This window comes from Escherichia sp. MOD1-EC6842 (assembly GCF_002965705.1).
Taxonomy (GTDB): domain Bacteria; phylum Pseudomonadota; class Gammaproteobacteria; order Enterobacterales; family Enterobacteriaceae; genus Escherichia; species Escherichia ruysiae.
The window spans coordinates 23,551-35,883 of the sequence record NZ_PTRF01000026.1; the positions used below are offsets into that span (position 1 = coordinate 23,551).

The following is a 12,333-nucleotide window of genomic DNA, read 5'->3' on the forward strand; positions in this document are numbered from 1 at the left end:
TTACCCCCTTGCGCGTGGTTTCTTCACACCCGGAACGGTGGCGCGGCCTTCCGCCACATCCTGACCCCGGCCGGTCAGTTCAGCGATGAAATAACCGTTAACAAGCGTGCGCTTACGCACCAGTCCCTGCTCGGCAAGCCAGGCAATATGGGTATGCACGGTGTCGCGGGACACACGGTGGCCGTAATCATCCAGGCAGTCCTGAAGCACGGATTCGCCCAGTTCGCCGTTGTAATCCGCCAGCGACCGCAGAATGACAAGACGCTGATCTTCAGTAATGAAATCACTCATTGTGTTTTTTTCCTTACAGCCTGCTCCAGCAGCAGTTCGTTCTGGTGGGAGACGGATTTCAGGGTGGCATTGGTGGCCTTAAGCTCACCGCGCAGGGTGGTGATTTCGATATTGAGTCTGTTCACCTCCTGCTGCGTGGGCAGGCCGGAAATCCGGCTCTCCACCCGCTCAACCCGGTCGGAGAGTTTTTCAAAGGCCTCGCGGGGGACAAAGGTTTTGCGCATCAGCGCCATAAAAATCCCCCCGGCTGTGGCCGTTGCCGACAGGATCGGCACGACATAATCTTTAACGATGCTGACCCACATGACCGGCCTCCATGATGTTCTGGCAGTTCACACAACGGATGGCATCCGGCACGGCAACCAGACGGGCGGCCGGAATGTCACCCCCGCAGTCCGCGCATACACGCCTGCCCGGTGTTTCCACCACCCGGCGCTTACGTGTCAGCCGGTCACAAAGGGCGCGTTCTGTTGCCCGCTCCACGACTGCCTGAGCACAATCTGAATCATCCATACCTTTTTCCTTACTTCGTCTTTCCTGCCGGAACAGCAGTCGTTCCGGCCATATCAGTAAATTCATGCTGTCGCTGTGCCTCCAGACGGCGGATGCTGGCCTTGTCCACGTTGCAGTTCTTAATCACCGCCAGCAGTTGCAGGTTGTAAGTGACCGATGCGCCAAATGTGAACGGCTGCGGCACAGGAGGGACCAGACAGTCAGCCAGCCATTCAGCGGGGATCGGCACCGGCTTCACCGGCACGTATTTCACAGACGGCCCGCCGCACCCGGTCAGCCACATCATCAGGCACAGGAACAGAGGCCGCAGGCACCGTTGCCAGCGACCGGCGGACAATGCTCTGCTGTTCCTCGCTGTGCTGCATGTTCTGCTGTTTTTCATTCGTGGCCGCCTTGCTGATTTGTGAAATGAGTTGCAGGGTGCGTTGCTGGTTTGCCAGCACCAGACGGGCTTCGTCCCGTTCACGCACAAGCACATGATTATTGTCCTCAAGGCGCTGCGTCTTCTGGTGCATTCCCCATACCACGGCAGCCAGCACGCTCATCACCCCCAGCGCCGCCATACAGCCTCCGGCAATCAGGGCCGGTAAGGGATTGTTCACCGCAGCCACAGCACACCCCGCAGCAGCACAACGGCACACAGCAGCGCAATCATGAGCGGTCGCCAGAAGCGGTTCAGACTTTCGGCAAATCGTAACGACATAACCATTCATCCGTCGAACGGCGGGCCTCAAGACCGGGGAGTTTTACCCCCTTTGAATAAATCCAGCGGATATACTGCTTACAGGACGCGGGCATCTGCCCGGCATTGATAAGGCGCAGGAGCGTGGAGTTGCGAAAGTTCGTTTCACCGGCCCAGAAAATCCAGGAGGCCAGCGCCACCGTCTGACCACGGGTAAGCGGCACCTGAACATGACGATCGATAGCCGCAAAGGCCCATTTCATGTCCTTTTCCAGCAGCGCCAGACATTCTTCATCAGTTTTTGTCATCCCCGGTTTCACATCCGGGCCGGTATGGCCGTAACAGATGGTGAGGGTGCCGGTGGGATCAGTGTACGTGGTGTTTTCTTTCCCTTCCCAGTAGCCGGTGTAGTGCGTGGCAATGGTGAACGTCCCGGCTCCGGCCAGAACAAGGGCAATCAGCTTTTTACGCAGGGGCGCGGGGAGTTTTGGCATTGTTACGCTGTCTCATGGTGTTCTCTGAGTCAGCGTAACCGTGGAAAAAAGGGGGCAGGATTTGCGGAATATCAGAAAAGCCGGGGCTGCGTGCGTTCCTGATGCAGGCGACGCTGGTTGCGGATAACGGAGTAAATCTGCGTCTCTGACATCTGGTAGTGGCGGCGCAGGGTTTCAATTTTTTCGCCCTGGCTCCAGCGGGAAAAAATTTCATTATTGCGCAGTTCGGTGAAAAGGGATTCACCGACCGGGAGATAATAACCACGCCCGCCCATGTACCCGGCCTGTGCAGCCGCAACTTTACGGGCAAGCATTCCCGCCTGAGCAGGTTCAATCCCCTGACGGTGCAGTTCAGCACTGATCACATCAACCAGGTCCCGCAGCGTGCCGGGCCAGTTCTTTTTCAGCTCATCATCAGGAATGTCATCCAGACGGTCAATCAGCGCGTGCAGCTGTTCGCTGTCACCAAACATGCTCATCTGTGTTTCAGCCATACCCGCCTCCGGTCATCATTACACAAGGCAAGTTTAAAATAAAAATCCCGCGCTGTGGCGGGATTTGGGGTTAACGGGGGAATGATTTTTCATACAGCCTGCAAACGCGCTCATAACTCATCACTGTATGTGCTGGCATCCCCAGTACAGACAGCATTTTGCGGCGGTGCCAGCGTTTGAGACGCTCCAGCACATCAGAGGCCATCGCGGGGTGTTGCTCCAGCCACTGCCAGTTAGCCACACCTTCGCCGCCGTTCTGCGCGGCCGTCTGCGATTTCACCCAGTGGTTAAGGGCTGTTTCCCCGCCATCAGAGATAAAGCCCTGCCGGTGCATCACCTTCCAGATGGCGCGAATTTTGGCGGTCACCGTACCCGGTTTTAAGGCCCGGTTAACCGGTTTCTGACGCACTTTAAAACCGCGTTTTTTGAAAACATCCAGCACGCGGGATAACTCATCCGGTGACATATCCCGGCAACTGGTTTTGCCGGTGGCTTCCAGTAGTACGGATGTGTAGATCTCATCATCCAGGGCAAGCTCGCGCTTTGCCACATGAATAGCGGATATCAGTTTCCCTCTCATGCTGTATCAACACTCCTGCTGATATGATAGATATTATTTTCCCGATCGAGCTGAACCCGATACTCCGGAGGAATCACAAAAATATTAAAACCATCATCAGTTTTTATTCTTGAGTAGTATTCCCCCTTATGATATCTGGCAAGTGCATTAATCAGAGAAGTCGTCGCCAGCCCAATCAGGTATTTTTTATGAAAAATACTGATAACTTTCCGGCACAGCCATCGTGTAATGACGAATGCACCGAAAAACGATGTGATATATAAACACCAGAACAACTGCGAACTACTGTCCATTATCTTTCTCCTTATTCAGTCTTCTGCGGCATTCGGCCCAGTCATCAGGGCTTTCAAATGTATCCGGCTCGCGATTATGAGCCAGATATAACCACCGCCTACATATACTGATATTATCGCCTGTTTTAAAAAATGATGCTTCTTAGCCATCAGAGGGCGCGCCCATCCAGCGGGTAGACTATTCATTTACTTTATCCTCCATACTGGACAGAATCATCTGTATTAATGTCGGGCGTGGAGATATACGCATTTCATTAAGCGTCTGAAGGGCAGCAACAGCTGCCTGTTTATCGGTGCCTTTGGCAATTTCCGCAAGAGAATGCACAATCCATAACGGACTTAACGCCACGACTGAATCCAGAATCATGTCATCCATAATAATTTCTGGCACATCCAGTTTGTCATACTCCTTATCCATAAAAGAAACGATTTTTTCCACATCTTCCGGTTTCATGCCTCCGGCGATGAGAATTTTTCTATATTCATAAGACGATCTTAATTCAATACTCATATTCATCTCCTGTAACGCTGACAAGGACGTAATTTTTCTCATTTATGTTTTCCAGTAATACGGATATATATGTCGATAAGAAGATTCATAATAAACAGGAAGAGCGACATCCTGATAAAGAACCATATATCTGGCATCATGGACAGATTTCCTGTAACCGAAAATATAAAACCAACCACCCCAACTGGAACGATAATTGCGAAAAGTATAAGTCGCTTTATCATGGCGTTAACTCCCGTAATACAGCGTCCTCGGCGGTCCGGCGACGGTAATAAACTGCGTGAGCAGAATGTTCAGATATTCCAAACTTTTCGCCAATTTCCCGGAATGACAGACGGCGTGGGTAATCGGAATCACGCAGCGCACGTATAAGACGTACATCATCATCAGATATGCGCGTGCCGGGGCGTAACTCTCCGCACTTTGTTAATCCGGCACCAATCATTCCTGCCCGACATCTGACAGAATCTTTATTACGTCCGAGATATTCTCCCATTTGCTGGCAGGTCATTGTTCTGGCATTTTTTCGAATAAACTTATCTTCATCAGGTGTAAATCTGGGGTGTTTATATTTCAGTAACTCCGGGTATGAACTGCGCAATACACCAGTCCGGTTATATACAGCCCAGACAGTTCTTTTTATTCTGGCAGCAATATCCTTAACCGGGGTGGATGAATAAAGCGCAATCAGCAGCGCATCTTCTTCAGGTATCCACGGACGGACATGAGCGGGGGCGCGACCTTTTCGTCCCATGGGTTGTAATTTCATCATGCATCACCCCCTGACTCGCTTTTCAGCAGCATAAAACTCATCAGACAGAATTTCGGTCATTTTCCGTTTTGCGGAATCATCTTCGCACTGAAGATAAATCACATTGTCAACGCAGAACCAGTTCACGGGACCATACAATATTGCTGAGAAGTCAATGCCCAGCCAGAACAACAGGGCATCGGTTCTGGCATACGTGACGGGCGAATATTCACGCCACAGAATGTTCAGTTCATCAGAGGCAACACGCAGGGTTTTAGGGATACGTGATGTGCGCGGCGTGCAGCTCCAGCCATTCGACGCAGTCGGTTTTCTCCATAAGTCGCGATGAAAAGGATATTTGTCATCCATAAAGCGCAGCCCCTTAAAACAAAATCCACTGATACCGGATACAAATACCGACCGGCACGCAACATTCAGCACGGCCTCAAGGCGTTTTGCCTCATCCTTAACTTTCTGGCAGTCCTGCTGGTATTTTTGCCACGCAGCCAGCGCGGAAGGGTTTGATGTTTTAAAGAACATTACGCCACCTCCGCAGATATCCCGGCAGGCGCTGCTGTCCGGTCAACAATCAGGTAGCGCAGAACACGCGCGGTGATATTCCAGCCGCTTAAACCGCAGATAATGACACCCAGGCGAATGTCGATATACGCCATCACAAACTGGGGTACGCCTTCTTTCATGGCCTGCTCATCAACTTCAGCCACCACATAAACGGTTTCACAGGTCAGAACGCCCTGAGCAAATTCCCACGCCATCGACGGAATATCATGCCCCTCAATCCACGGCAGGGATTTTCTGAAGCTGCACCACTGAACATCATCAGCCGCACATTCCTGGCTGCATTTGCGACGAACCGGCTGCACCGGGCGGGGACGCGGAATATCATAAAAACCGTTACATTCCGTCAGCACGCCTGCATCAACCGCATCACGCAGAAAATAAACCATGGAGGATGGCGGCATATTCATTTTTTCAGCCAGTACACCGCAGGTCAGACGTCCGTAAATACTCAGCCAGTTTTTAACCCCTTCAAGCACTTTTGCATCAATCATGAATTATTCCTCCGTAAGCGCCACATATTCAGAATGTTTAATTTCCTGGCATTCTTCAGGAATACACCCGTTTATTTCCCTGCCATAAGCGCCTACTTTAAACACCACACACAGAGCATCACGGGAGAGCGACGGGGTCCACCAGGAGTCCGTGTTAAACATGGAGGGGATTCTCATTACCCCCAGCTTTTCACAGAGCCAGACAAGGAAATCAGGATGTTTTCTTAAATCGCGTTCAGCGGCTTCAACCATTGCGGCAATCGCCGGTCCTTCAGGGCATAACTCATCAGGTCTGGCAATAAAGCACTGTCCGTCCCCGATAAAAGCCACATCATCGCGCTTACGCCAGCCCGCAGGCAGAGCACCGGCAAAATAAAACTCACTGACTCTGTCCATGGCGAACGGCTTTAAGCGCAATCCGGCAGCGCCTGTATTTTTCAGTAATGCCCGAAGAATACTGTTGCGTAGCGGTAAAACAGTCTGTTGATATTTGGTGAAATATTTATTTGTCTGCACACGGTCTAATTTGAAATAAAAATATGCCATATTTCCGATTCCTTATTTTCAGCTTTCAGGCGCAAGCAGTCCCCTGACGCGAGCGCCATACTTAAAACGATGTGATATTTAAAGATTTAATGCGGTGTTATTTATTCAGTCCGGCGTCCTGTTCAAAAGGCTCGACATAAAAACTTTCAGCGCCTTTATTCACCTTAATACCGGCAATGCCTTTCACTGCATCCGGCTCCGCCAGGACGGCTTCCTTGTTCACTTCCTCTTTCGTGCGGATGAATCGCTCAAGCCCCATACGGCGCAGCATTTCAATCACACCTTCCACATCACGGCTGACGCTGCATGATGGCGTTCCCAGCCGCCATGACACCGTTCCGGTGGTCAGATTGACTGTTTTGGTTTTGCCGCCGTTCGTCAGCTCATCACGGTTGGTTTTGCACCAGTCCTGAATCCCTTTAAAAAGCACTTTGATTTGCTTTTTAAGATTTTCAATCTGCGGCGTATAACGGGCGGTGATTTCAGCCACCTCGTCATTCATTGCCGTTTCCAGGCGCAGCGCCTCTCGCTGAATATCGCCCAGGGTGCGGATATCACGGCTGACTTCTTCGCGGGTCTGCGGTGCGGCCTCGGCTGCGGCCTTTAATTTTGTAACGCGTTTTGCCATTTTGTTTTTCCTTATTGCAATGTATCTGGTGCGTTCTGCAAAGAACGGCGCTCAATGCTGCTTTTCACCCCCAGAGCCTGCATGGAACCCTGAAGTTCATCTGTCAGAAACTGAATAATTGTGGGGCTGTGATATTTAAGAATTTGAGCATAAACATCACAGGGTCCTGTCGGTCTGTTCTCCGTATCACGTTCGATTTTTACAGTGGCAGTAACCCTCTCCGTGATTTCCTGACTATCATTACCGGCTGGCTTTACTTCATGCATTACGTGGTTAAATTCAAAAATAACGCGTACTTTGCTCATCCTGTTGTCCTCATTTCGTCTTAATAACTCATCCGGCGTCTGACCTGATGACAGAGCCGAACCATGAAGTAACTTCATACTTCCCAGTAGACCGTACATCCGCTTATGCGGGTGGCTTTTACACGGCGGCGCAGGCCATTGGTCTGAACAGTGATTTCAATTTCACCGGTTCCCTTAACTTCGTTTACCGGCGGCGTGGTTTTCAGGGCATAACGTTGTGGGTAGCGTTTGCTGCGCTCCAGCACTGCACCGGCAAGTTCAGTCAGACGGCGTGCGCTGTTCAGGGAGTCGAATAAATTCATTTTGTTACCGCAGGATTGCATATTCATATAACACCTCATTTAGCTGACTTGTTTTGCACCAACAGAACGGCATATTCCACTGTAAACCTCTGTCGCACCTTCGCGATCAAGTCCGGCAGATATCACCATTCGCGTGCGGTCATTAAATTCAAAAAGTAAATCGCCACATTCTTTATTTTCGGCCAGTGAAATCACTTTCACGTTATCGAAATTCACCAGGTAAAAGCGTCCGTAGATATCAGGAATATTAAATGCAGCCATAATCACACCTGTGAGAGTAATTCAGGGTTGGTATAAACCTCTTTAAAGGCCGCATTAATATGTTTTTCTGTCAGCGCGGCACCTTCACCGCTGGCGGTGATCCACGCCTGGTTAAGCGTATGTGTCAGAACGCGTAAGGCTCCCGGCTTTTCAGCGATAGCCTGCATGACAGCCAGCTCGGCCTCACCACTAATCCCCCATGCCCTGGCAATAGCCAGCACATCCGCCTTTTTGGCCTTGCGAAGTTGTTTTGTACGGGCAAGACGGCTGAACAGGCGCGATAAATCATCAACGGTGCGGCGTCCACCCTTAAACAGTCCGCGCGGGTTACCAATAAGCACCATCCCGATCCCCGTGGCGTCCTGGATTGCACGCAGTTGTTCCAGACCGTCAATACCAAGATGATCCGCCTCATCAACAATCACCAGTCCACGAGTTCCCATCAGGCGACGGCGGATGGCGCGGGATAACGCCCCCTTGTTCGCGCGGGTGTAATCAATCCCCAGTTCCTCTGCCAGCTCCAGCATACACTCCGTGACGCTGGAATGCGCGGGCGACAGGGTGATCATCCAGGTGTTCGGTTGCTCCTGACAGTAATTGCGGGCCGTGGCCGTTTTACCCACACCCGGTACGCCCACAATGACGTTAATACAGCCCATCAGGCGAACCGCCTGAAACAACGCGCGCAGCTCCTGGACTGTCTGCGTTTCCACAAACTGCGGCGGTTCCGGCAGTGCGCTTTGTTTATTCCAGTTCTCATACCAGGAACGCAGGGAAGCAGCCACAGCAGCGTTATCGCCTTTATATTTTCCCTTACGGAAAGCCGATAATGTGCCGTCGGAAATTCCCGCCTCTCTGGCGATGGCATACTGCGTCAGTACGCCGCCATCAATAAGTTCATCAATGGTCTTGATTACATCGTTTATATCGGTCATATTATTACCTCGCGTTTGTGTAGTTCCTTTGTTTAATCAAATAACCTGAGTCGCCGCTCGGGTTATTTTTTTATTTCAGGCCAGAGGGTCATTTTCTTTTAATTTCGCTTCAAGCAGCTGCAATCCCCGCTGGAAATTACGCTCGTATTCTTCATCAGGTTCATCCTCAGCGACCGGTTGCTGAACGGTCACTGTATTACCCACAGGGCGGTATATATTTTCCAGCCATGGCTCCTGTGGCTTGTGCTCCAGCACGTTGACAACCTCATCCTCGGCATCACGGATTTTTTCCTCTGCGCGTTTACGCATACCTTTAAGGCGCTGCTGCTGTTTGTAGTATTCCGCGCTGACCGGGAAGGCTTCGCGTTTATTGCCGTCCCATACCGCCTCGCAAATCACGCTGCCATCCGGGCGACGCACGGTAATTCGTTCGGCATCATGAATGTCATAGCTGATAAGCACTTTGCGGCCATGTTCATCACGCAGCTCGGGCGCGTAGTAAATATTATTCAGCCAGCGTATTTCACAGCGTCTTACAGGGCGTTCCACCATCGGCCGGAACATGTCCCGCAGTTCAACATCGGACAGCCATTCAATTTCCGTGTCCTCTTCCGCCAGGCGTTTTTTTCTGAACTCCGCCGGGCTGTAATGTTTGCCGTTCGGCTTCATGGGTAATTCATCGTGCGGCCGGCTGTTGTACCACTCAACGCCGTCACGAATGGCATCAATCAGTTCAGACCAGGACGGTAAATCACGCATCGCTGACTGCTGCCGGGCGTTCAGCCGCTTGCCCTGTTGCAGGGCAGTGAATGCCGAGCGTAAATCGCGGTTGGTTTTACGTAACGTCTCGCGATCTGCACCTTTCCCGAAATAGGTGCGGTATTTACGGGCTATGCGCATCGGTAATGTGCGGTTAAGCCGTTCGATAATGCCCCGTCCCTGCGGGTTACCGGCAATCCCGGTCGGGTGATTAATCCCCAGTCGCGGCAGTATCCCCACAATCTCCTTATCCAGGACGTCGGCGGTTTCCCCCGAGCCATTATCCGAGTAATACAGAAACGGTTTGCCGTGATGTCGAATACCGTGCTGTATGGCACCGGCTACGGCGAAAACATTTTCAGCCAGGTCAAGGCTCCAGCCCACCACAAAGCGCGTGCCACCATCGATAACAAAGGTCACTTCCGGTGCGAATGGCCGCCCGTGAACCGGGTGCGCGCATTTCAGCTTCATGCCGTGACCGTCACCAATCCAGACATAATTCACCGGCATTTTTGACCAGTCGCGGCGCGTGAATCCCTCAAGCTGGCGGTATTCACTGCCGGTCACCCGGCCTTTTTGTTTCACCACTTCCGGCAGTTTCTTCATCGCGCGGCGAATGGTGTCATAAGAGGGCATGATATCGAGCATATAAGGCTCATCAGCGTGCCGGTGCTGCCATTCAGCAACAAAATCCTCGTAAGCCTCGGTCATTGGTCGGCCGTTTGACTGGCGATACTGCGCCAGAAACTCGGGCAACCAGCTAATATCTTCGGCTTTTATTTCCTGGCGTTTACCCGGTGCCAGTAAAAGCAGGCGTTCAGCGGCGTTCTGTGCCTTGTTAAAGGCCGCAATCCAGCGTTTCAGCGTTATTTCACTCAACACGCGGCTGTTTCCCTTTTTGGCGTTCGCCGTTTCAACCATTGCCACAATGCGTTCGTCCAGTTGTGATCGTGCCAGGCTGTTAACGAGGAACCGGATAGCCTTAGCGCAACTAAAGCCGGGTTGTTGCGCGATTTTCAGCGCCTCGCTGACGATCGCTATTCGTGCCTCTGCCACTTTACGTTGGTTTTCAGTCAGGGCATTGAGGCGTTCGACCATCAGTTGGGGTGATCCGCGATATGCCTCCACCGCATCAACCACGGCAGGTGAGCGTCTGGCCTTTGTCACCACCGGAGCCGGTGATTCATCGGCTTTTTGCGTCATCAGTTGCAGGGCATAACGTTCACGCAATACTTGTTGTGCGCCAGAAGGCAAACAATCGATATTAAATTCGATTGCTTTTGTCCCCTTACGTTTGCGTAACATGGCTGCATTTCCCGCAGCTGCTTTTGTGAGTCGATGGCGAATGTTATGTTCCATCATTGGTAAATCAGGAAGACCAACACATTCTTTTGCTGTTACCCACATACATCCCCCATCAAGCCACTTCTCTGGCGTCCACCTGGTATCTGCTGGGCCAGATTACAGCAGGTTCAACCCCTATTTTTTCGGCGATGGCGGCTTCGTATTTACGGCACTGGCGGTAAAACACATTGCGCATTGATCCGCTTTTTAATCCTAACTCCCTTTCCAGTTCAGGGAGGTCTGTGCCTTTGTTTTCAAGGGCTGCATATACCGCTTTAGCAGACCAGTCACACCCCTCTCGAACAAACAAATTATTCGATGCTTGTCTGGATACCCTCATTGTGTGATCCTCTCATGTTTACCTAAACCGATAATCAAAACCGGTTATCGATTTAGGTAAACGATACTCGAACAATAATCCGAGATCAAGCTTTTTGTTCGGTTTATTGTTTGGTTTTTCTTTTGTGCGTTTTTGCAGGAAAACCATTTTTATGACAAACAGTTATGAAGAAAAAACCGATGTAAAAAGGGAAAAGTTAGATCGGATTATTAGCCGGAGCACAATAAACCGCTTTGGTGAAAGGCTCAAAGTGGCCATGAAAGGGATGAGTAATGCCGAATTAGCGAGACGAAGTGGCATGTCCGAAACAACAATAAGGAAATATCTACAGGGAAAGATTTACCCTGCACTTGATAGCCTGGCTATTGTTGCTGACGCTTGCGGGGTATCTCTGACTTGGCTCGCGACTGGAGAACAACAAGCAAACCAAACAATAGTTCGAGATGATGCTAAACAAAATTATGACAATGAGTATGAATTACTCATTCACTTACTTCATAAGCTCAAAAAAGAAGAATGTGTATTACTGGTTGATTTCATATCGCGTGAGGGCGTAAACACCCTTATAAGATTGGTGGCAATGAATGCCTCTACGATCAGCCAGGATGCCGTAGAAAGCATCATTGATACGTTACCGTTACGTCCAGTGCTAAAAAATGCAATAAAAGTAGGAATGGCGGGAAGCGAAGACACTGACAAAGAGATTTTGCGCGTTATTGAGAAGTACAACTCGAGCAATAACGCCACCCAGGAATCAAGGGCAGTGACAGTAAAGAAAAATGTTGTTGGTTAAGCGCCATCGCTATCATGAGGTGGTGCTGTAAATACATATAGAGATCATATGACTCATCCCAAGATAATCACGCTATTGAATAGTAATTCATGATGATTATCATACTGATTATAGTTAGATCGATTATGTGAGCATTTTGGCAGTTTGAAGATGTTTTGAAGAAGATTTTAAGGGTAAATTAGCAGTATCAAATGTGTCGCCGTTTTTTGATCTTTTGACTATTTGTTGAGCAGTCGGTATCAAAAAGAGTTTTCCGTCCGAACTATACATCACCTGTTTTATTTCAGCATCTTACAGGTGATTTCACCTCCTTTCACTAAAAGCCTTGTCGGTATCAAATGATTAACCTGGTTACAGGTTACCTTCGGTGCTGTCCTCAACCAGAGTGCCATTGTCTTCAGTATGATTGTCTGCCTTCACATCCATCCACGTCAGTTG

Annotated in this window: 23 protein-coding genes and 1 pseudogene; 1 reads left to right on the top strand and 23 read right to left on the bottom strand. The window is 50.3% G+C overall.

Going from position 1 to position 12,333, the window contains the following annotated elements:
• The 23 genes and pseudogenes from A7Z29_RS21165 to A7Z29_RS21270 all read right to left on the bottom strand — a co-directional run bounded on the left by A7Z29_RS21165 (position 1) and on the right by A7Z29_RS21270 (position 11,102).
• Positions 1-291 (bottom strand): VpaChn25_0724 family phage protein, encoded by a 291-nt coding sequence (locus A7Z29_RS21165; RefSeq protein WP_001279080.1) that lies wholly within the window; start codon positions 289-291, stop codon positions 1-3.
• Positions 288-596 (bottom strand): DUF2730 family protein, encoded by a 309-nt coding sequence (locus A7Z29_RS21170; protein ID WP_033816661.1) that lies wholly within the window; start codon positions 594-596, stop codon positions 288-290. Before A7Z29_RS21170 ends, A7Z29_RS21165 begins: the two co-directional genes overlap by 4 nt.
• Positions 577-804 (bottom strand): TraR/DksA family transcriptional regulator, encoded by a 228-nt coding sequence (locus A7Z29_RS21175; protein ID WP_046201670.1) that lies wholly within the window; start codon positions 802-804, stop codon positions 577-579. The genes A7Z29_RS21170 and A7Z29_RS21175 overlap by 20 nt, the downstream gene beginning before the upstream one ends.
• Positions 805-814: 10 nt before the next feature.
• A complete protein-coding gene (lysC, locus tag A7Z29_RS23325) occupies positions 815-1,057 on the bottom strand; it encodes an Rz1-like lysis system protein LysC (protein WP_225387439.1) in 243 nt (80 codons plus the stop codon).
• A complete protein-coding gene (locus A7Z29_RS23330; protein WP_005136375.1) occupies positions 1,017-1,415 on the bottom strand; it encodes a hypothetical protein in 399 nt (132 codons plus the stop codon). The genes lysC and A7Z29_RS23330 overlap by 41 nt, the downstream gene beginning before the upstream one ends.
• A gap of 64 nt (positions 1,416-1,479) precedes the next feature.
• Positions 1,480-1,980, bottom strand: coding sequence for a lysozyme (locus A7Z29_RS21185; protein WP_105290776.1), 501 nt, complete (start codon positions 1,978-1,980; stop codon positions 1,480-1,482).
• Positions 1,981-2,051: 71 nt separating this feature from the next.
• On the bottom strand, positions 2,052-2,474 hold the full coding sequence (locus A7Z29_RS21190; RefSeq protein ID WP_000852372.1) for a Mor transcription activator family protein: 423 nt from the start codon (positions 2,472-2,474) through the stop codon (positions 2,052-2,054).
• 70 nt (positions 2,475-2,544) lie between these two features.
• The gene (locus A7Z29_RS21195) at positions 2,545-3,054 is read right to left on the bottom strand and encodes a gp16 family protein (protein ID WP_046201629.1); all 510 of its coding nucleotides are present in this window, start codon (positions 3,052-3,054) and stop codon (positions 2,545-2,547) included.
• Positions 3,051-3,347, bottom strand: a complete 297-nt coding sequence (locus A7Z29_RS21200) for a hypothetical protein (protein ID WP_046201630.1) — start codon at positions 3,345-3,347, stop codon at positions 3,051-3,053. The genes A7Z29_RS21195 and A7Z29_RS21200 overlap by 4 nt, the downstream gene beginning before the upstream one ends.
• A pseudogene (locus A7Z29_RS21205) lies at positions 3,337-3,533 on the bottom strand (hypothetical protein). The gene A7Z29_RS21200 and the pseudogene A7Z29_RS21205 overlap by 11 nt, the downstream one beginning before the upstream one ends.
• The gene (locus tag A7Z29_RS21210) at positions 3,526-3,858 is read right to left on the bottom strand and encodes a hypothetical protein (protein WP_046201631.1); all 333 of its coding nucleotides are present in this window, start codon (positions 3,856-3,858) and stop codon (positions 3,526-3,528) included. Before A7Z29_RS21210 ends, A7Z29_RS21205 begins: the two are co-directional and overlap by 8 nt.
• 38 nt (positions 3,859-3,896) lie before the next feature.
• Positions 3,897-4,082: a hypothetical protein gene (locus A7Z29_RS21215; protein ID WP_046201632.1), complete on the bottom strand. Its 186-nt coding sequence runs from the start codon at positions 4,080-4,082 to the stop codon at positions 3,897-3,899.
• Positions 4,079-4,630, bottom strand: coding sequence for a DNA-binding protein (locus A7Z29_RS21220; protein ID WP_046201633.1), 552 nt, complete (start codon positions 4,628-4,630; stop codon positions 4,079-4,081). The genes A7Z29_RS21215 and A7Z29_RS21220 overlap by 4 nt, the downstream gene beginning before the upstream one ends.
• A gap of 3 nt (positions 4,631-4,633) precedes the next feature.
• Complete coding sequence (locus tag A7Z29_RS21225; RefSeq protein ID WP_046201634.1) at positions 4,634-5,149, bottom strand: hypothetical protein; 516 nt, start codon at positions 5,147-5,149, stop codon at positions 4,634-4,636.
• Positions 5,149-5,682 (bottom strand): hypothetical protein, encoded by a 534-nt coding sequence (locus tag A7Z29_RS21230; RefSeq protein ID WP_046201663.1) that lies wholly within the window; start codon positions 5,680-5,682, stop codon positions 5,149-5,151. The genes A7Z29_RS21225 and A7Z29_RS21230 overlap by 1 nt, the downstream gene beginning before the upstream one ends.
• 3 nt (positions 5,683-5,685) lie before the next feature.
• Complete coding sequence (locus A7Z29_RS21235) at positions 5,686-6,228, bottom strand: hypothetical protein (RefSeq protein WP_046201662.1); 543 nt, start codon at positions 6,226-6,228, stop codon at positions 5,686-5,688.
• Positions 6,229-6,325: 97 nt separating this feature from the next.
• Positions 6,326-6,856, bottom strand: coding sequence for a host-nuclease inhibitor Gam family protein (locus tag A7Z29_RS21240; protein WP_046201637.1), 531 nt, complete (start codon positions 6,854-6,856; stop codon positions 6,326-6,328).
• A gap of 11 nt (positions 6,857-6,867) precedes the next feature.
• Positions 6,868-7,161 carry a hypothetical protein gene (locus A7Z29_RS21245; protein ID WP_105290777.1) on the bottom strand — a complete coding sequence of 98 codons (294 nt, stop codon included), beginning with the start codon at positions 7,159-7,161 and terminating at the stop codon, positions 6,868-6,870.
• Between the two features lie 74 nt (positions 7,162-7,235).
• Entirely contained in the window at positions 7,236-7,490 is a 255-nt protein-coding gene (locus tag A7Z29_RS21250; protein WP_046201639.1) for a hypothetical protein, read from the bottom strand.
• A gap of 12 nt (positions 7,491-7,502) precedes the next feature.
• Entirely contained in the window at positions 7,503-7,724 is a 222-nt protein-coding gene (locus tag A7Z29_RS21255; protein WP_046201640.1) for a hypothetical protein, read from the bottom strand.
• A gap of 2 nt (positions 7,725-7,726) precedes the next feature.
• Positions 7,727-8,659, bottom strand: a complete 933-nt coding sequence (locus tag A7Z29_RS21260) for an AAA family ATPase (RefSeq protein ID WP_046201641.1) — start codon at positions 8,657-8,659, stop codon at positions 7,727-7,729.
• A 75-nt stretch (positions 8,660-8,734) separates the two neighbouring features.
• The gene (locus tag A7Z29_RS21265) at positions 8,735-10,777 is read right to left on the bottom strand and encodes a transposase (protein WP_459251567.1); all 2,043 of its coding nucleotides are present in this window, start codon (positions 10,775-10,777) and stop codon (positions 8,735-8,737) included.
• A 58-nt stretch (positions 10,778-10,835) separates the two neighbouring features.
• Positions 10,836-11,102, bottom strand: coding sequence for a helix-turn-helix domain-containing protein (locus A7Z29_RS21270; RefSeq protein WP_001266279.1), 267 nt, complete (start codon positions 11,100-11,102; stop codon positions 10,836-10,838).
• Positions 11,103-11,253: 151 nt separating this feature from the next.
• On the opposite strand from A7Z29_RS21270, the gene A7Z29_RS21275 reads away from it, so the two are divergent.
• Entirely contained in the window at positions 11,254-11,895 is a 642-nt protein-coding gene (locus A7Z29_RS21275; RefSeq protein ID WP_000185422.1) for a helix-turn-helix domain-containing protein, read from the top strand.
• Positions 11,896-12,333 lie beyond the last annotated feature (438 nt).